Below are 18,574 nucleotides of genomic sequence, written 5' to 3' on the forward strand. Positions count from 1 at the left end.
TTTCAGGCCATGGCGGCCAGTTCCAGCGCTGTATCGCCGTCGATGATCAGCCCGCGGGCGATGCCGCTGGCCAGAAAGCCGCGTGCGGCCTGCACCTTGGAGCGCCCCGCCACGAGCGCGACGGTGGGAAAGGCGCGCAGATCTTCCAGCCCCATGCCGATGGTGCGGCGGTTCAGCGGGTGGTCGACGGCCGCGCCATGTGCGTCGAAGAACAGGCCGTTCGTATCCCCCACGGCGCCGAGATCGTGCAGCTCCCGCAACTCGGCGCTGGTGATCATGCCCTGGCGGCGCAGCAGCGAATCCTCGTGCAGCTCGCCCAGGGAGATGTAGGCCATGCTGGCCTGCCGCGCGAGCTGCAGGGCGATCTGCACCGACTGCTGCGATATCAGGATCTGCCGGGCCTCCGCCGTATCGGCGATGAAGGGCGCCGGCAGAACGTAGCCCTCCGCGCCCGACGACTTGGCCAGTGAATGGACCACCTCGAACGGGTTGTAGGCCGAGTTGGCGGTGAGTGAGCCCATCAGGCTGATGAAGCGCGCCTTCGGCGCGACGGTCCCGGCCATCTGCAACGTCATCTGTTCCAGCGTCCGGCCCCAGCCCGTGCCGACCACGGCGTGCGGATTGTCGAGGAGGTGCCGGCGCAGATGGGTCGCCGCCGCCGTGCCGACCGCCCGAAAGGCGAAGGGCGCCAGGAACGCGTCATCGCCGGCATGGCCGGGATCCTGGCGCAGGGCCGGCGTGCAGATGCAGAAATCCAGGCCGTAGCGGTCCCGCAGCGCTTCCTCGGTCGGCAGCAGGCCGACATTGGTCGAGTTGATCGTGATCGATACCAGCCCCGATTCGCGCGCATCCGACAGGAGCTTGTTCACCCGGGCGCGTGTCGTGCCGAGCCGCTTTGCCGTCGCCTCCTGGTTCAGCCCGCCGACATAATAGAGCCAGGCGGCCCGCGCCATCAGGACATCGTCCTCGATCAATCGCCCTTCAACGCTGGACATGAAACCTCTCCTCCGCAGCGAACGTGACAAATGTAACGCCGCTTGACAAGTGTAATGCATCGGCGCAGTTTCGGAGCGTCGATGGGACGACGCCCAGACCAGCAACCGGTCGGGCATGCCAGAAAGCTGGCTCGGGAGGAGTTTTGAGATGAAGAACCGAATTTTCGGTGTCGTCGGCGCATGTTCGTTCGCTGCCCTGATGGTGGGCGCAGCCGGTACGGCACAGGCGCTGGAAATCGCCATGGTCCATTCGAACGCGGCGGCGCAGTCCGACCAGCGCGTCAAGGCGGGCTTCGAAGCCTGGATCGCCGAGAATGGCAAGTCCGACTGGAATGTCAGCTACCTGGACAGCGGCGGATCGGGCGAGACGACGGCCGCCAACATTCAGGATGCGGCAAGCCGCGGCGTCGATGCCATCGTCATGACCATGGCGGACCTGCGCGCCAGCCGCGCGGCGCTGGATGCGGCCAAGGCCGCCAACATTCCCGTCTTTGCGGCCGATTCCGGCTATGTGGACGGTGTCGTCGTGGACGTGACGACCAACAACTGGGCCATGTCCTCCGACGTCTCGGTCTATCTGCTCGACCAGATGGGCGGACAGGGCAATCTCATCTTCTACCGGATGGCCGAGCATCACGGCACCCGCAAGCGCGGCGATGTCATGCAGGCGGTGCTGAAGGAATATCCGGACGTGAAGGTGCTGGCCGAGCACAACATCAACTACCGCGCCTTCTTTGAAGACACGTCCCGGACGATGGAAGATTTCGCGGCCCGCTTCGGGACCGAGATCAACGCCGTCTGGGCGCCCTGGGACGAGCCGGCCCAGGCGGTCGTCAACGTGCTCAACGCATCTGGCCTGACCGATGTGAAGGTCATCGGCATCGACGGTCACCCGCAGGCCATCGCCGAAGTCTGCAAGCCGGAAAGCCAGATGATCGCCACCGTGTCCCAGCCCTTCGAAAAGATGGGCGGGCAGATCGCCGACTGGATCCAGGAGATCGTCGTCGACGGCAAGCCTGCCGCCGAAGTGATCCCCACCAAGACGGTCTACATGGATGCGCCGCTGATCACCAAGCAGAACTGCCAGGAATACCTGAAGTAACACCTCGTGCGGCTCCGCCCGGACGACCGGGCGGAGCCTGCCTATCGCAACGGCCATTTCGGGAGCATGTGCGGGATGGATGTACGGCTGACAGACATCGTCATGCAGTTTCCGGGCACGCGCGCTCTGGACGGGGTCGGCGCCACGTTCCGGACCGACGAGGTGCACGGCCTGATCGGCGAGAACGGGGCCGGCAAGTCCACCCTCGTCAACATACTCGGCGGCAGCCTGCAGCCAACATCCGGCCAGCTCGCCATCGGCGGCAAGCCCGTCCGGCTTGCATCCCCGCATGACGCGCTCGTGCAGGGCATCGCGCATGTCAGCCAGGAAGGCAGCCTGGTTTCGGGCCTGAACGGCGCGGAAAACATCATGCTCGGCTTCGAGCCCCGGCTGGCCGGCGTCGTCATCCGCAAGGGCGCGCTGATGCGGCAGGCGGACGAATTGATGCGGCGCTGGTTCCCCCGGGTCGAGATCGACCTTGCCCGGCCCGTCGCGGACCTGCCCATGGCAGACCGGAAGGTGATCGAGATCGTGCGCGCGCTGCGCGGCAGCCCGAGCCTCGTTATCCTGGACGAGCCCACCGCGACATTGCCCGCGCGCGAGAAGGAGCAGCTCTGGCAGATCATCCGCATGCTGCCGGAGCGCGGCGTCGGCGTGGTGCTGATCAGCCATTTCCTGTCCGAGATCAAAGCCCTGTCCGACCGCATCACCGTGTTGCGGGACGGGCGCCATATCTGTACCGAGCCGGCCGATGCCCTGTCGGAGGAGCAGCTCGTCGAACTGATGCTGCGGCGCAGCGGTGGCGCCGGCCTGCGTGCAGCAAGCCCCGACCGAGCGGCCGAGGGGGACGTCGTCCTGGAGGTGCGGGACTGGCATGCCGGCCATGTGCATGTTCCGGACTTCAAGCTCCATGCCGGCGAGATCGTCGGGCTGATCGGGCTGACGGGCGCGGGGCATTTCGGCTTTGCGCGCTCGCTGCACAACCCCGTCGGCGTGCGCTGCGCGGCGCTGTCCGTGGCCGGCCAATCCGTGCGGCCCGGCCCGCCGCGCCACATGCAGGCGGCCGGCGTGGCGCTCGTGCCGGACCATCGCATGGAATATGCGCTGATCGGCGAATGGACGCTGCGGGAAAACCTCGCCATGGTCCACCCGCAGCACGGAACGCTGGGGGCCGGCGTCCTGTCGCCGCGCCGCGAGGAGCTCGAAGCGCGCCGGGTGATGTCGCTTCTCAACGTCAAGGCCTATTCCTCGCGCCAGACGCTGCGGGAGCTTTCGGGCGGCAACAAGCAGAAAATCTCCATCGGCAAATGGCTTTATGGCGCGGCGGACCGCTACCGCGTCATGATCTTCATCGAGCCGACAGAAGGCGTCGATATCGGCGCCAAGTCGGAAATCTATGCCGAGATGCGGCGCCTCGCCGCCCAGGGCGTCGGTATTCTGATCGCCTCGTCCGACCTTCTGGAGATCGAATCCGTGGCGCACCGCGTGGTGCCCTTCGTGCGGCAGCGGCCGGGGCCGCAGATCGCCGCGCGGGACTTTTCCGAAAGCCAGTTCATCACCGCCATTTCAGGAGTTGCAGCATGAGCGGTTCGGCCTCCACGACGGCAGCGCCCTCGCATGACAGGCTGTTCGGCCTCGTGCGCAAGGATCATGTGCAGCGCTACAGCACGCTCGTCGTCCTGATCCTGATGTTCCTTCTGTTCAGCGTGGGCGTCGACCGGTTCCTGACCTCGCAGAACCTTCTGAACATCGCACAGCAGATCTCCATGCTCACCATCGTCGGCGCGGGGCTGACCTTCGGCTTCGCCGCCCGGGAGATGGACCTGTCCGTCGGCTTCACCGTGGGGCTGGCCGGCGTCCTCGTCCCGCTGCTTCTCGTGGCGGGCGTGCCGCTGCCGTTGGCACTCCTGGCCGGGATCGGCGCGGGGCTCGTGGTCGGCTGCCTCAACGCCTTCTTCGTGACGGTGATCGGCATTCCGTCCCTCATCGCAACGCTCGCCAGCGGCTCGATCCTCTTCGGCATCAACTTCCTGATGACGGGCGGGCGCGCCATCTATGGCGGCCTGCCGGCATCCTACCTCTGGCTCGGCCAGGGGCGCGTCCTCGGCATTCCGGTGCTGGCCTTCTTCATGCTCGGCGCGGTGCTCTTGGCCTGGTTCGTCATGGAACGGACGGTCTTCGGGCGGTACGTCTATGCGGTGGGCGGCAACCAGAAGGCCGCCGAACTGTCGGGCGTGCAGGTGAAGCGCTACCGCGCGGCCGCGCTGGTCGTCTGTTCGCTCTTTGCCGTGGTGGCCGGAACGCTGCTCGCCGCGCGCCTCGGCTCGGGCCAGCCCAATGCGGGCGAGCGCTACCTCCTGGACGGGCTGGCGACGGTCTTCATCGGCATGACCATGCTGCGGCCCGGCACGGCGACGGTGCTCGGCACCTTCTTCGGCGCGCTCTTCATCGGCGTCATCAACAACGGCCTGAACCTGATGGGCATGGACACCTACATCCAGTCCATCGTGAAGGGCGTCATCATCCTCGTTGCCGTGGCGATCGTGTCGCGCAGCACCAAGCTCAACCTTCTGTAATCGACGGAGCCACGCATGATGAACATCGAGGCCAGCACCGCCGCGGCGGCCCGGCCGAACTCCCGGCTTCGGCAGCTCTATCATACCATGCGGCGTATCCGCACCTTCGAGGAGCGGGTGGGCGAGCTCTTCGTGCGCGGCCAGTCCGCCGGCTCCATGCTGCACCTGTCCATAGGAGAGGAGAGCGCCGCGGCGGGCACCTGCCTTGCCATGCGGGACGGAGATACCTTCACCACACACCATCGCGGGCACGGCATCTTCCTGGCGCGGGGCGCCGACCCGGCCCGCATGATGGCCGAGATCGGCGGCAAGGAGGCGGGCTACTGCCACGGCAAGGGCGGCTCCATGCATATTGCCGACATGGGCCTTGGCCATCTGGGCGCCAATGCGATCGTCGGCGGCGGTATTCCGGCCGTTGTCGGGGCCGCGCTCGCCATTCGCCATCACAAGAAGCCGAATGTTTCCGTCGCCTTCTTCGGCGATGGCGCGACCGGGCAGGGCATCCTGTACGAAAGCATGAACATGGCGGCGCTCTGGCGACTGCCCTGCGTCTTCGTCTGCATCAACAACCAGTACGGCATGGGCACGCGCATCGACCAGGCGACGGCCAATACCAGCCTGCACGAGCGCGCCCTGGCCTTCGGCCTGGCGGCCGAAACCGTGGACGGGCTGGATGTGGAAGCCGTCGCCGATGCGGCCGAACGGCTCGTCAACGGCGCGCGCAACGGGCAGCCGGCCTTCCTAGTGATCGACTGCTATCGCTTCTACGGCCATGCCCGGAAGGACAAATCCCCCTATCGCGATGCCGCCGAGGAAGAGACCGGCCGCCAGAAGGACCCGGTGCTTCACGCCCGCCGCGCGCTCCTGGACAGCGGGCTGGCCGAAGCGGGTGAGCTCGACGCCTTGGATGCCGAGATCGACCGCGAAATGGACGCCACGATCGACTTTACCGTTGGCCAGGCGGAGCCGCCTCTGTCGTCCATGTTCAGGGACGTCTACGCCCCGGACGAACCCGAGCCGGAACCCGTCCGGACCCGCATCGACCGCGTCCTGGCGTCTGACTGAAAGGCTGGAGCGAGCTATGGCAATGCAGGAACTCACCTACCGCGACGCTCTGCGTCAGGCGCTGATCGACTCCATGCGCGACAATCCCGATGTCATCATCATGGGCGAGGAGGTCGGACGTTATGGCGGCGCCTATGCCGTGACCAAGGATCTCATCCGCGAATTCGGGCCGGAGCGGGTCATCGATACGCCGATCTCCGAACCGGCCATCATCGGCGCGGCCGTCGGGGCGGCCATGGCCGGCCTGCGGCCGGTGGCCGAACTCATGTATGTCGACTTTATCGGCATGACGATGGACCAGCTCGGCAACCAGGCCGCCAAGATCCGCTACATGTTCGGCGGCCAGATCGGCGTGCCGATGGTGCTGCGTACGCAGGGCGGCACGGGACGCTCGGCCGGCGCGCAGCACAGCCAGAGCCTCGAGGCCTATGTCATGCATACGCCCGGCCTTCGCCTGGCCATGCCGGCGACGGTGTCCGACGCCTATCACCTCCTGCGCATGGCGCTGACCAAGCCCGACCCGGTTGTCTTCATCGAGCACAAGGCGCTCTATACGATGAAGGAGACGGTGGACCTGTCCGCCGCGCCCACCCCCTGGGGGGAGGCCGCCGTCCGGCGGTCGGGGGACGATCTCGTCATCATCACCTATTCGCGCCAGCTCCATTACGCGCTGGAGGCGGCGGCGAGCCTGTCCAAAGAGGGGATCGAGGCCACGGTCATCGATCTGCGGACGCTCAATCCCCTGGATTTCGAAACGATCCGGCCGCATGTCGAGCGGATCGGCCGCGTGATGGTGGTCAGCGAAGGGGCTATGACGGCAGGCGTGGCGGCCGAACTGTCGGCGCGCATCACCGAGGAATGCTTCGATTTTCTGAACGAGCCCGTTCTGCGCGTGGCCGGCGAGGATATCCCGATCTCGGTTTCGCCGGTGCTGGAGACGGGCTCGGTGCCCGGGGCCGGGCTCATCGCCGACACGGCCCGGCGGATGCTGCGCTCAAGGATCGCTGCATGAGCACGCTGACCCTGACCATGCCGCGCCTCGGCGAAACGATGGACGAGGGAGAGATCGTCGGCTGGCTCGTGGCCCCGGGGGAGCCCTTCAAGCGCGGCCAGCCGATCCTGGAGCTGGAAACCGACAAGACGGTGGTGGAGTATCCGGCGCTCGGCGACGGCGTGATCGACACGGCGCTGGCCGGTCCCGGCGACCGCGTCGCCGTCGGCCAGCCCATCGCCAAGGCGAGCGTTGCCAACCCCGCCGACTGGACCGATGCCGCCCCGCCGCCGGCCGAGGCCGAGGACGAGGCCGTGGCGGATGCGCCCTCGGCAGTCTCCATCCTGCGCATGCCCAAGCTGGGCGAGACGATGGAAGAAGGCGTCATCGCCGGCTGGCTCCTGGCCGAAGGCGCGACTTACGGGCGCGGCGACGCGATCCTGGAGGTGGAGACCGACAAGACCGTCGCCGAAGTTCCCGCCCTCTATGAAGGCCGCCTTCTGCGAATTCTCGCCCAGGCCGGCGAGCGCCTGCCGGTCGGTGCGCCCATCGCCGAGGTGGAGGGGCAGGTGGACGGCGCGGCACAGGCGCCGCAACCCACCGTGGTGGCCGCCGCCCCGGCGGCGGCGGCGAAGATCGAGGCACCCCGCCAGGCCACATCCGGCGCCATCCGGGCCACACCGCTCGCCCGGCGCCTGGCCCGCCGCGCGAACCTTCCCCTGTCGAACCTTGAGGGGACCGGGCGGCGCGGGCGGATCGAGGCGCGGGATGTCGAACTGGCGGCGTCGAACGGCGTGTCGGCCGTGGCGGCCGGCGAGGGTACCCGCTGGATCGACAGCCCGGCCGGGCGCATCGCCTACAGCGTTGCCGGAACGGGCGGGCGGGTCCACCTGCTCGTTCATGGATTTGCCGGGGAACGCACCGCCTATGCGCAGCTCGCCTCTGCCATTGCGCGGTCCGGCAACACCGCCGTGTCACTCGACCTGCCCGGCCATGGCGCGACGCAGGCCGAGGGGGGGACGATCGCGGCCCTTTCGCAGGCGGTGACCGATCTTGCGGCAGCCTTTGCCGGGCCGCTGACCCTTGTCGGGCACAGTCTGGGCGCCGTCGCCTGCGTGGAAGCCGCCCAGGGCCTGCGCACCAGGCTGCAGCGCCTCGTCCTCATCACGCCGGCTGGCTGCGGCGCGCGGATCGGCGCGGACTTCGTGCTCGGCATGGCGCAGGCGCAGAGCGCGGGGGAGGTGGCGCATCTCCTGCGCCTTCTCGGCCCGAAGGGCGGCGCCCTGTCGGCCGCCGCGCTGGACCAGATGGCGGCGCAGCTGAAGGCCGGTCGCCTGCTGGCGCTGGCGCCGCTCGTCACCAGCCAGGACGGCCGGCAGCGCGTGGATATTCTCCGCGCGCTGGACACGCTGTCCGTGACGGTGCCGGTCTCTGCCATTTTCGGAACGCAGGATCGGATCGTGGATGCACAGGATGCCATGAACCTTCCCTTCCGCGTTGCCAGCCATTTCCTGCCGACAGGTCACATGCCGCAATGGGACGCGCCGCGTGAACTGGCCGATATCGTTCTGACGGGAGCTGCCCATGCCTGATGCGAAAGCCGATCTGTCGGCCGCCAAGTCCCGCCTCGCCGCCTTCGCCAAGGCCAGCCCGGCCCTGATGCAGGCATTCGGTTCGGTCAGCCGGCAGGCCAGCACCGCCGGAGCCTTCGGGGCTGCCCAGAAGGAGCTGATCGCGGTGGCGATCGCCGTTGCCAAGGGCTGCGAGGATTGCATCCTGTTCCATCTGGACGGGGCGCGGCGGCATGGCGCTTCGGAAGCCGAGCTTGTCGAGGCGCTGGAGGTGGCCGTTGAAATGGGGGGAGGGCCGGCGGTGATCTATGCGGGCAAGGCCTTGGAGGCCTTCCGCAACCTGGGCTGAAGGCCCGCATCGCACGGCCACAGGGGAGGAACAGATGGCCTATTACCTGACCGCCGACGGCGGGACGGAAAGCTTGCGTGCCCGCATCTACGATCTGTCGGGGCATTGCCTGGGGCAGAAGGCGGTGGCGTACGAAACCGCCTTTTCGGCCGGTGCCCGTGCCGAGCAGGCGCCGGAAGACTGGTGGAACGCTCTCGTCGCCGCGACGGCGGGCGCCATTGCGGATGCGGGCATCGATCCCGCCGGCATCGAGGCCATGTGCTGCGCCACGACCTGCTGTACCGTCGTCGCCCTGGATGCGGAGGGAAGGCCGCTGCGCCCGGCACTCCTGTGGATGGACGTGCGCGCCCATGCGGAGGCCGATGCCGTCCTGGCGACGGGCGACAGCGCGCTCGCCATCAATGGCGCCGGCCATGGCCCCGTCTCGGCCGAGTGGATGATCCCCAAGGCGCTCTGGCTGCGGCGGAACGAGCCCGCCATCTACGCCGCCGCCCATACGATCTGCGAGTATCAGGATTACCTGACGCTGCGGCTGACGGGGGAACGCTGCGCGAGCCTCGATAATGCGGGCCTGCGCTGGCACTATTCGAGCCGCAACGGCGGCTGGGCCCGGAGCATGCTGCAGGCGCTGGATCTTGCCGACCTGGAAGAGAAGTGGCCGGCCCGCGTCGTCGCGCCAGGACAGGTCATCGGCACGCTCACCAGCGCCGCCGCGCGGGCCCTCGGCCTCCGGACGCACGTCAAGCTCGTCCAGGGTGGGGCCGACGCGCTGATCGGGATGATCGGCCTTGGCGTGTCACAGCCCGGCCAACTCGCGCTGATCACCGGTTCCTCGCATCTCCAGTTCGGCGTGACGCAGGCGCCGCTGCATGCGCCCGGCGTCTGGGGCGCCTATCCCGACATCGTCTATCCGGACCGCTGGATCGTCGAAGGCGGCCAGACCTCGACCGGTTCCATCATCAACTGGTTGCGCCGCTTCTGCGGCGGCTCGCTCGACCTTGCGGCGCTGAATGCCAAGGCAGCAGCGCTGGAGCCGGGCGCCGACGGGCTTCTGGTGCAGGATCACTTCCAGGGGAACCGCACGCCCTATACCGATCCGCTCAGCCGCGGCGCCATCGTGGGGCTGACGCTGGCGCACGAGCCGCATCACGTCTTTCGCGCCATCATGGAGGGGATCGGCTTCGGCACCCGCGCCATTCTGGATGCCTTCCGCGCCGGCGGCTACGCCTCAACGGAAATCACCGTGGGCGGCGGCGCCACCGCCTCGCCGATCTGGATGCAGATCCACGCCGACACCGCCGGCCTGCCGGTGCGCATCCCGGCATCGCCGGACGCGCCGTCGACCGGATCGGCCGTCCTGGCTGCTTACGGCGCCGGCCGCTTCGGCTCGATCGACGAGGGGATCGGCGTGATGGTCCGGCCCGGCACGAGTATCGAGCCCCGCCTGGCGGAGACGGAACGCTACGAAGCACTCTACCAGCGCTACCGCGCCCTCTATCCCGCCCTGAAGGGCGCCCTGTCCTGATGGACCGCCACCGCGAAGGGAACATCATGTCCGACACACGACGCATCGCCCTCGTCACCGGCGCAAGCCGCGGTATCGGGCGGGCCATCGCCCTGGGCCTCGCGCAGCGGGGCTTCGACCTGGCGCTGAACGATATCGCCGCGCAGGCCAGTGCCCTGGCCGATACGGCCGCAGAGGCACGCGCTCATGGCGCTGGCGTCCAGGAGCTTCTTGCCGACGTCTCCGACCGTGACGCCGTGCGCCGGATGCTGGGCGACGCGCTGGCTGAGCACGGCGCCATCCATGCCCTCGTCAACAATGCGGGTATCCTGCGAGCCGCGAGCGTGGAAACCTGCCCGGAGGATTACTGGGACAGCGTCATGGACGTGAACGCCAAGGGCACGTTCCTGGTCGTGCAGGCCGTGCTGCCGATCATGAAGGCGCAAGGCTACGGGCGCATCTGCAACATCTCGTCCATCGGCGGCAAGCACGGTGCCCCCGAACAGGCCCATTACTCCGCCTCCAAAGCCGCCGTGATGGGGTTCACGCGGGTCCTGGCGCAGGAGGTCGGCCCCTTCGGCATCACGGCCAACTGCGTCTGCCCCGGCATCATCCTGACCGATATGGGGCGGGTCAACCTCGACGACATGGCCGTGCGGAAGGCCTGGCAGGACAAGACGGCGGCAGCGCGGATCGGCGATCCGCAAGACGTGGTCGGCCCCGTCGCCTTCTTCTGCTCCGACGACAGCGCCTTCGTCACGGGACAGTCCCTCAACGTGGACGGCGGTATCGTCTTGAGCTGACGCGCGCCAGGTGCCCGGCCGCGCTCTGGCCATGGCCGATCGCCGCATCTCCAGCCACAAGCAAATTCTCTTCGCTTTGCGCCACCGCCCCACCATGATTCCGGCCTAATCCTGCGCGGCCTGGCACCGGTCGCACGGATGGGGTGCTGGCGGCGACAGTTGCTCCTACGCCTAATTACCGAAGGGCGGGACGCAAGTTCCCGTGTGGCGATCGGCACGGGTCAGGCATGGTGTCACCTGCCTGAACCGAACAGGCAGCTTTGCCGAAGGAGAGTGCGTGCCACGTATCGGAATGGGAGAATGGATCGCCGCCGGTGGCGCGATCGCACGCGGGCACTTGTCCCGCTACGGCAAGCAGGCGCGGTACACCAATTGCTTCGAAAAGCGATTGGCGCAGGCGACCGGTGCAACGCATGCGCTGGCCGTCAGCTCGGGCACGGCAGCGCTCATCTCTGCCCTGGCAGCCGCGCAAATCGGACCCGGCGATGAAGTGCTCGTTCCCGCCTATACCTGGATGGCCACGGCCACGGCCGTCGTCATGGTCGGCGCCGTGCCGGTCTTCGTCGACATCGACGAGACGCTGACCATCGACCCGGGCGATATCGAGGCCAAGATCACGCCCTACACGCGCGCCATCATGCCAGTGCATATGGGAAACGCGCCCTGCGACATGGACGCGATCATGGGGATCGCCAGCCGGCATGGGCTGCTGGTGATCGAAGATGCCTGCCAGGCCGTTGGGGTGCGCTACAAGGACAGGCACCTCGGGACGATTGGTCATCTCGGGGCCTACAGCTTCAACAAGATGAAGAACATGAACATCGGGGAGGGCGGCGCCGTCCTGACCAGCGATGAGCGCTATTTCGTCCGGGCGCGCGGCTATCACGACCTTGGCGATCTCATTCGTGATCATGAGGGCGGGCTGTCGGAGCCGTCCATCATCGGCGTCAATTACAAGGTCACCGAGATCCAGACCGCGATGGCGGCGGTGCAGCTGCGCAAGCTCGGCCCGATGCTGGAGCGCATGCGCCGACGCAGAGCCATGATGGCAGAGATCCTGTCCGGCAGTTCAGAGTTCCGCGTGACGCCGCATAACGACGCGGACAACGCCGTCAGCCTAACTATCCTTGCCCCGACAAAGGAGGCGGCCGTCCAGCTGCAGGGTCGCCGCGGGGTCTGGAACCGCCTGCGCGACAGCTCCAAGCATGTCTACACCAATTGGGAGCCCATTCTGGCGCAGCGCACCTCCCACCCGAAGTTTAACCCATGGGCCTGGGCCAATCGGGAGATCCGGTACGACAAGGACATGTGCTTGCGCACGCTCGACATACTGGACCGGACCTGCGTGGTGAACCTGGGCATGACCTATCCCTCGGCGGTGATGCGCCGGGTCGCCAGAGGGATCGCGCGCTAGTTCAGTGCCAGCGCCGGTGCGCGCTCCGCCTCCGCGGGTCGCGCGTTCAGCCCGCACACGGCATGCGCCGCGGCGCGTGCGGTCAGGGCCATGATGGTCAATGTCGGATTCTGCGCGCCGAGCGAGGGCAGGGCGGCTGCATCGGTCACATAGAGCCCCTTCACATCCCAGCACTCGCCATGCGCGTCGAGAACGGATGTCGAGGGATCGGCGCCCATGCGCGCCGTGCCGCATTCATGGATGCCTGTCCCCGGAGGGGCGATGTCGCGGCTGAGATATTCGACATCGAGGCCAAGCGCCTCCGCTGCCTGCCGGACGCTCCCAAGCATCTCATGCGCGATGGCGCGGTCCGCATTGCCGTAGCGGCAGGCGATGGTGAGAACCGGGATTCCGAACCTGTCCTTGCGGGCGGACAGTTGCACGCGATTCTCCGCATCCGGGCGCATCGGCGAAAAGCCGACAATGTCGATGCGCGACCGGTCGCGTCCCGCAGGCTGACGATGCAGCTGCATGCCGAACGGGCTCTCCAGCCGCTCGCCGGTGGCCGGGTCCTGCGTGCGCGCGATGGCCGGTGCGTAGATGCAGCGGCCGTGCTCGGCCTCGGCAGCGGCATCCGCGCGGCGGGCAGCCACATAGCCGGCGCAACTCGCCACGGCGTGGTCCATGGCAAAGCGCCCGAGGGCGTCCGAATGCAGGCCGACCCGCTCCCGCACTAAAGGGTCACGCGACATCAGAAGGATGCGCGTGGACTCGAAGGCCGAGGCGCACAGAAACACGATCGGCGCTTCGGCCGCCTGGCGCTGACCGGTCCGGCCATCGATCCAGCGAACGCCTGTCACTTTGCCGCTGCCGTCCATGGACACGCGGTCGACGATGGCCCCCGTCTTCGCGGTCAGGCGCCCGGTCTTCGCGGCCATCGCGATCCAGTCGAGGGGCGGCGCATAGCGCCCGAGGATCGGCCAGAGGGATGGCGAGCGATCACGCAGCGCCGCGATCGTCTCCGCCTCGTCCGGCGTCGGCGCATGGACGAAGCTGAGCATGCTGGCCGGCACGAAGGCGAACAGGTCGTCCCCGCCGCGCAGACGCAGCTGCTCCTCGATCCCCGCGTACCATGGATCGAGCTCCGCATGCTCCAACGGCCATGCGGGCCGGCCATAGGAATCACCCTCCAGATCGGTCTGGGCGAGGCGATAATATTGCCGCCCGTGGCCCGGCACCGTCATCCGGCCGCCGAGCTGGCGGGAGCGGAACCAGTTGAACTCCGTGCCCGGCGCGGTTTCATACGGGCAGTCGCGATCATCGACCAGCGACCCGGGAGACAGCTTCCAGGCAAAGCACCGCGACTGGACGGGTTGCCGCAACCTGCCGAAGGCTGACAGAGCCTTCATGCCCAATGTGTTGAGCATTGGCGGGATGGCGCGATGGCGCAGCCCATTGGTGATGGTGGAGACGATCCTGGCAGAGGGCGCATTGATGCCGGCGCGCGGGGAGGTCGGCTCCCAACCTGCCTCGAGCACCAGAACGCGCAGTCCTGCGCGGGTCAGCTCATGACACGCGACGCCGCCCGCCGCCCCGCTCCCGACGACGATGGCATCGTAGGGGCCGCGCAGGGGCTGCTGCGACAGGCCACGGTCATGTAACGGCAATGCGTGAATGAGATCTTCTCCGCCAGATTGACAGAGAAACCGTATCGGGCCGCGCGGCGTCATCATACAACGCATAAGGAAAGCGGTGTCACACGATAGGATGAACCACTCCGTCGAACGAGGTAATCTGTCGACGGGTTATATGATTTTCACGACGCGCTCATGTCTGCAGTCCGCAGAAGCAAGATCGGTCATCCGCCGAGCTATCACCGATCTGCGCCACGCTGCATCCTGTAGTGAGCATCCAAACGCGGGTTTGGGCGTTGAGCGTAGGATCGGCCGCAACACGACGGCCAGCCTACAGGAGACTGCGCATGAAGATTTCCAACGGTGCCACGGTCGCCGTCGTTGATGGCGCCAAGCTTAGCGTCTTTCGCAATACCGGCGATGAGGCGAACCCCAAATTGAGTGCATTCGAACTGGGCTCCGTGGATACGAGCAACAAGAGTGGCGGGAAGGGCCATGCGAGCAGTTCGGCAAACCCCGATGACAATACCCAGGATGAAGATGGCTTCGTGTCCGGGGTGGTGGAGCTTCTCAACAAGCAGGCCGTCACGGGCAAGCTGAGCGGCCTCATCGTCATCGCGGCGCCGCGCGCCCTGGGTGAGATGCGGAAGCACTACCATGCCAAGTTGAAGGACGTTCTGATCGGGGAGATCCCGAAGGATCTGACGGGTCAGACGTCGGACGACATCGAGAAGGCGATTGCCTCAGCCTGATCGCGGTCTGCTTGGCCACTCCCAGGCCAATGACCATCGGCTCTGTCACAGACGCGCGATAGAATACTTTCGGGTTCGTTCAATGCAGCGTTGCCGGGGGGCTTCGCCCCCCGGTAGTGTGTGAGTTCCGATTGAAGTTCGGTGCGGACAGGCATGGGAGGCGATGCGCGTGCGCGCGATCAATCACGGTATTCGACCGCTGGCAGCAGCTTTCAGCTTCCGAAAATTCCAAGGCCTCGCGCATTCGTTAAAAAGGGTTCCTGGCCGCGCCGCGTTGGGCGCAGTCCTTCTGTGGCTCGGCTGCATCCTCCTGCCCGGAACGGCGGGGGCGGCGGAAAACGTCGTACCGGTCCGTATGGGCCTGCCCCCGCATGGCGGTTTCAACCGAATCCTGGTGAGCGTCAAAATCTGCAAGCCCGGAACGTCGCAATGCGTGACCGTCGATGACGTGATGATCGATACCGGCTCGACCGGCCTGCGGCTTCAGGCCTCTGCGCTGCCGGCCGGCTTCACACTGCCCGACGCCTTGGGGCCCGACCAAAAGCCCCTGGCCGAGTGCCTGCACTTCGTCAGCAGCCGGGCCTGGGGTGGCGTCGTCCATGCCGATCTGACCTTGGGCGGCATGAGCGCACAGAAACTGCCGATCCAGGTGATTGGCGATGCGACACGTCCGCGACCGGACGATTGCCCGCCATCCGCCAGCGCCCCGACGTCAAACGGAACCTTGGGCATTGGCATACGCCCCTTCGATTGCACGGGCGCCTGTACCGCGAGCGCGCGGATGCCGCTCATCTATACCTGCGACGCGCTAAGTTGCGCGCCACTCGAGGGCTCTGTCGACCAGGCCTACCGGCTCCCCAATCCGGTGACGCGCTTCAACGTGCACAGCAACGGCATCGTCCTCGAATTTCCCGACGCCCCTGCCGGCGGTGCGGCGGCGGTAAAGGGTACGCTGACGCTCGGGGTCGAGACGGCAGACAACAATCGGCTGGGTTCGGCGCAGCGCCTGATGCTCGGGCCCAACGGGCTCTTCACGACCCTCTACGACGGCCGCACCTATCCCGGCAGCTACATCGATTCCGGCACGGCGACATACGCGTTTGCGGACGACCAACTCCCCACCTGTCCGATAAAGACCGCGGGCTATTGCCTGCAGCCGACAGCCACGCTTGACGCGACTATGGTAGGGCGGAACCAGGCGACCATTCCGATGACCTTCAAGGTCGGGAACTATCAAACGCAGCGCGCGAACAATGTTGGTGCATCCGACAGTCTGGCGGTCAAGGCGCAGCCGGACAGCCCCGCCTTCGTGTGGGGTGCACCGTTCTTTCTGGGAAAACGCATCTTCCAGCTGATCGATGGGCAAAGCCTTCCAACGGACGGCTCCGTGACCGGGCCCCTCTACGCAATCGCCCCATAAAGCGGGGTGCATATCAGGCAGTGCATAGAGCCGCTTGTGACGGTGACGCGGTTGGCTGTCATCATACGGATATCGCCGCCATGTGATGAGAACTCAAGAATGCAAAGGAGGATCGATGAGCATCGAAGCCGGAATGTCTCGTGCACTGTTTCCAGGGCTCGTTCTAGCCGTCGCGCTTGCCTCGTCCGCGCGCGCGGAGCCCGGTTCGCTGCCGCAGACGGCAGCGGCGTGCCAGGCCGTTTCCACCGTGGAGCCGCCGGCAACGGACAAGCCCACGCAGGCGCAGATGCAGTCGCTCGAAGGGTGTGATGCCGAAGCCTTGTTCTACGGAATTGGACGTCCCGCCGATCCGGCGCAGGCGCGCCTTTGCGCCTTTCCCAACTGGGTCGGGATGATGCAGACCAGGCAATGGGCTTCTCCGGCAGGGACATGCTGAGCGCCATCTATGCCAATGGCGTGGGCGCGCAGCGCAACCTGAAATACGCGATCCGTCTTGCATGCGAAGCGGATGCGGCTCCGGCGGAATACGATGCCAGGGTCGCCAACCTGCTCGAGAAGGAGCAATCGTCCTGGAACGGTTCCGACTATTCCTGGTGCGATAACATCACCAGCGGCGTGGCGGGCGGCGCCTGCGCGGCACATGAGCAGCGCATCGACGACCAGAACAATCGAACCTTCCTCGACAACTTCGCGTCACGCCTATCCGGCCCGGCCGCGGCCAGCTTCGATGCCCTGAAGTCTGCCCAGGCTCAGTGGTCGACCGAACGCGCGGAACACGAGATCAGCATGGACGGCACGGCGGCCCAGCAATTCGTCATCGACGCGGAGCGCCTCCAGGACAAGGATTTCGTGGAGATGCTGCAGCAGCTTGAAAGCGGCAACATGCCCAACCTCGGATCGCGTGATTTGAAGGCCGCCGACGCCCAATTGAACAAAACGTACAAGGCCGTGCAGGCTCTGCCCGATGACGCGTTCGACGGCACGGTGACGAAAGCCGATATTCAGAACGTTCAAAGGGTCTGGCTGAAATACCGGGACGCATGGGGCAACTTTGCCGCGACCGCGTACCCCAACCTGGGAAAGGATGGTGCCGAGGCCTGGGTCACGAAAAAGAGGGACGATATGCTGTCAGCCTTTCTGCTGCCATAAAGCATGACCGCGATGGTCCTGCGGCCTGGCAATCGACTGACAGATGCTCCGCTTCAAGCGCTTATGCCAAGGTGTGAACGGGCCAGGTCGAAGACGGCACAAGCCGTACGCGATCCTAGGCCCTGCCGGCAGGCTTCATAGCAAGACACCTTGAGCAAGCGCCCGTTGGATGCCGCGAACGTCCGTTCCCTTCTTCAATGTCTTCGACACCGGTTGAGGGGATCCGGAAACCCAGATCTTCAGCTCCGCATCGAGGTCGAACGTGCCGGCCGTCTCGACCGAAAAGCGCGTGATGGCGCGATATGGTATCGAGGTGTAATCGACCTTGCTGCCGGTGAGCCCCTGAACGTCGACCAGGATCAAGCGTTTCTGCGTGAAGACGAAAAAGTCCCGGATCACGCGATAGGACATCCGAACAGTCTCACCTTCGATCAGAACGCCGTCCATGTGCTTCGCCAGCTTGGCCGGATCCACAATCGACCCATGGCCCATCAGTCCGTCGAGAATGCCCATCGCCAGCTCCGCATCGATCCTGTCCGGGATACTTCCATGAGGCTGTACGATTCGCGATAGGCGAGGGTGGGGCCTTTTCAAAAGTCGCGTATGGTCATCGCAACCAAACCCGTCTGCTCATTCTTGAGCACAGCTTTGTCTCCCCGGTTCAGGTGCAAGCGCATGATATCCATGAGAGCGTTAACAGTCGTCTCGCTCCTGACGGTCTCAGGCGCTTCGGCACAGTCCGGCAGCGATCGCCTGCAACTGGGCCTCGAAGGTGCACTGCGCGCCTGTGAGCATTGGATCCTGGAACCTGCGAGCTGGACCGATGGCCTCGCACCCTTCCTCGCCGTCGTCGATCTTGGAGGGCTCATCTCTGAAACCGACAGCCTTCCGGCTGCCTTGCTTCCACCGGAAGAGTTTCGACGCGGCAATCGCTACTTCAGGATCGCAGCAGGCGAGGAAACGGGTTACGCGCTGGTCGTATCGTCGGATATCCCGATGTGTCACATCACTGGCGGCGGGTCTGTCGATCTTCAGCCAACCGCCGAGGACACGATCGCCACCGCCGCCTTTCGAGCACGATGGGACACGACATCCACTGAGACGACCGGTGGCATCGTCACGACATTCTTCCGGTCACGCGCCGAACCGAAGCTGACGCTGGTCTACAGCCGCGCGAGCACTGCAGATGCACGACGTGATCGTGCTCAGGTGATTGCGACCGCGCTGTATGATCTCAGCCGCTGACGACTGCAGTCCGCCCAACCGCGGT

The 18,574-nt window shown here is 66.3% G+C and carries 18 protein-coding genes; 15 read left to right on the top strand and 3 right to left on the bottom strand.

Translation table 11 applies throughout. The features are described from left to right. Positions 1-2: 2 nt before the first annotated feature. Positions 3-995 carry a sugar-binding transcriptional regulator gene (locus AUL30_RS09410; protein WP_062227601.1) on the bottom strand — a complete coding sequence of 331 codons (993 nt, stop codon included), beginning with the start codon at positions 993-995 and terminating at the stop codon, positions 3-5. A gap of 148 nt (positions 996-1,143) precedes the next feature. Between AUL30_RS09410 and AUL30_RS09415 the strand changes: the two genes are divergently transcribed. The 10 genes from AUL30_RS09415 to AUL30_RS09460 all read left to right on the top strand — a co-directional run bounded on the left by AUL30_RS09415 (position 1,144) and on the right by AUL30_RS09460 (position 12,370). Continuing rightward, positions 1,144-2,097, top strand: coding sequence for a sugar ABC transporter substrate-binding protein (locus tag AUL30_RS09415; RefSeq protein ID WP_062227602.1), 954 nt, complete (start codon positions 1,144-1,146; stop codon positions 2,095-2,097). A 75-nt stretch (positions 2,098-2,172) separates the two neighbouring features. Continuing rightward, positions 2,173-3,681: a sugar ABC transporter ATP-binding protein gene (locus AUL30_RS09420; protein ID WP_062227746.1), complete on the top strand. Its 1,509-nt coding sequence runs from the start codon at positions 2,173-2,175 to the stop codon at positions 3,679-3,681. Further along, on the top strand, positions 3,678-4,673 hold the full coding sequence (locus AUL30_RS09425; protein WP_062227603.1) for an ABC transporter permease: 996 nt from the start codon (positions 3,678-3,680) through the stop codon (positions 4,671-4,673). The genes AUL30_RS09420 and AUL30_RS09425 overlap by 4 nt, the downstream gene beginning before the upstream one ends. 15 nt (positions 4,674-4,688) lie before the next feature. Beyond that, complete coding sequence (locus tag AUL30_RS09430; RefSeq protein WP_062227604.1) at positions 4,689-5,738, top strand: thiamine pyrophosphate-dependent dehydrogenase E1 component subunit alpha; 1,050 nt, start codon at positions 4,689-4,691, stop codon at positions 5,736-5,738. Between the two features lie 16 nt (positions 5,739-5,754). Continuing rightward, on the top strand, positions 5,755-6,750 hold the full coding sequence (locus AUL30_RS09435) for an alpha-ketoacid dehydrogenase subunit beta (RefSeq protein ID WP_244490773.1): 996 nt from the start codon (positions 5,755-5,757) through the stop codon (positions 6,748-6,750). After that, the gene (locus AUL30_RS09440; RefSeq protein WP_062227606.1) at positions 6,747-8,321 is read left to right on the top strand and encodes an alpha/beta fold hydrolase; all 1,575 of its coding nucleotides are present in this window, start codon (positions 6,747-6,749) and stop codon (positions 8,319-8,321) included. Before AUL30_RS09435 ends, AUL30_RS09440 begins: the two co-directional genes overlap by 4 nt. Next, positions 8,314-8,649, top strand: a complete 336-nt coding sequence (locus tag AUL30_RS09445) for a carboxymuconolactone decarboxylase family protein (protein ID WP_062227607.1) — start codon at positions 8,314-8,316, stop codon at positions 8,647-8,649. The genes AUL30_RS09440 and AUL30_RS09445 overlap by 8 nt, the downstream gene beginning before the upstream one ends. Positions 8,650-8,683: 34 nt before the next feature. Next, the gene (locus AUL30_RS09450) at positions 8,684-10,174 is read left to right on the top strand and encodes an FGGY-family carbohydrate kinase (RefSeq protein WP_062227608.1); all 1,491 of its coding nucleotides are present in this window, start codon (positions 8,684-8,686) and stop codon (positions 10,172-10,174) included. Between the two features lie 26 nt (positions 10,175-10,200). Further along, positions 10,201-10,956, top strand: a complete 756-nt coding sequence (locus AUL30_RS09455; protein WP_062227747.1) for an SDR family NAD(P)-dependent oxidoreductase — start codon at positions 10,201-10,203, stop codon at positions 10,954-10,956. A gap of 277 nt (positions 10,957-11,233) precedes the next feature. After that, complete coding sequence (locus tag AUL30_RS09460; RefSeq protein WP_062227609.1) at positions 11,234-12,370, top strand: DegT/DnrJ/EryC1/StrS family aminotransferase; 1,137 nt, start codon at positions 11,234-11,236, stop codon at positions 12,368-12,370. On the opposite strand, the gene AUL30_RS09465 is transcribed toward AUL30_RS09460, so the two are convergent. Next, on the bottom strand, positions 12,367-14,016 hold the full coding sequence (locus AUL30_RS09465; RefSeq protein WP_062227610.1) for a GMC oxidoreductase: 1,650 nt from the start codon (positions 14,014-14,016) through the stop codon (positions 12,367-12,369). The two genes, AUL30_RS09460 and AUL30_RS09465, sit on opposite strands and share 4 nt — an antisense overlap. 314 nt (positions 14,017-14,330) lie before the next feature. Between AUL30_RS09465 and AUL30_RS09470 the strand changes: the two genes are divergently transcribed. From AUL30_RS09470 to AUL30_RS09485, 4 genes are all read left to right on the top strand, one after another. Further along, on the top strand, positions 14,331-14,735 hold the full coding sequence (locus AUL30_RS09470; protein ID WP_062227611.1) for a host attachment family protein: 405 nt from the start codon (positions 14,331-14,333) through the stop codon (positions 14,733-14,735). A gap of 169 nt (positions 14,736-14,904) precedes the next feature. Continuing rightward, the gene (locus tag AUL30_RS09475) at positions 14,905-16,155 is read left to right on the top strand and encodes a DUF3443 family protein (protein ID WP_192843043.1); all 1,251 of its coding nucleotides are present in this window, start codon (positions 14,905-14,907) and stop codon (positions 16,153-16,155) included. Between the two features lie 115 nt (positions 16,156-16,270). Then, a complete protein-coding gene (locus tag AUL30_RS09480) occupies positions 16,271-16,591 on the top strand; it encodes a hypothetical protein (protein ID WP_062227613.1) in 321 nt (106 codons plus the stop codon). Beyond that, positions 16,585-17,304, top strand: a complete 720-nt coding sequence (locus AUL30_RS09485) for a lysozyme inhibitor LprI family protein (protein ID WP_192843044.1) — start codon at positions 16,585-16,587, stop codon at positions 17,302-17,304. The genes AUL30_RS09480 and AUL30_RS09485 overlap by 7 nt, the downstream gene beginning before the upstream one ends. A gap of 135 nt (positions 17,305-17,439) precedes the next feature. Here the strand turns inward: AUL30_RS09485 and AUL30_RS09490 are convergent, their stop codons facing one another. Next, positions 17,440-17,817: a PH domain-containing protein gene (locus AUL30_RS09490; RefSeq protein WP_062227615.1), complete on the bottom strand. Its 378-nt coding sequence runs from the start codon at positions 17,815-17,817 to the stop codon at positions 17,440-17,442. A gap of 162 nt (positions 17,818-17,979) precedes the next feature. On the opposite strand from AUL30_RS09490, the gene AUL30_RS09495 reads away from it, so the two are divergent. Beyond that, complete coding sequence (locus AUL30_RS09495; RefSeq protein ID WP_157070018.1) at positions 17,980-18,549, top strand: hypothetical protein; 570 nt, start codon at positions 17,980-17,982, stop codon at positions 18,547-18,549. Positions 18,550-18,574 lie beyond the last annotated feature (25 nt).

The organism is Aureimonas frigidaquae (genome assembly GCF_001463905.1).
In the GTDB taxonomy this organism is placed as follows: domain Bacteria; phylum Pseudomonadota; class Alphaproteobacteria; order Rhizobiales; family Rhizobiaceae; genus Aureimonas; species Aureimonas frigidaquae.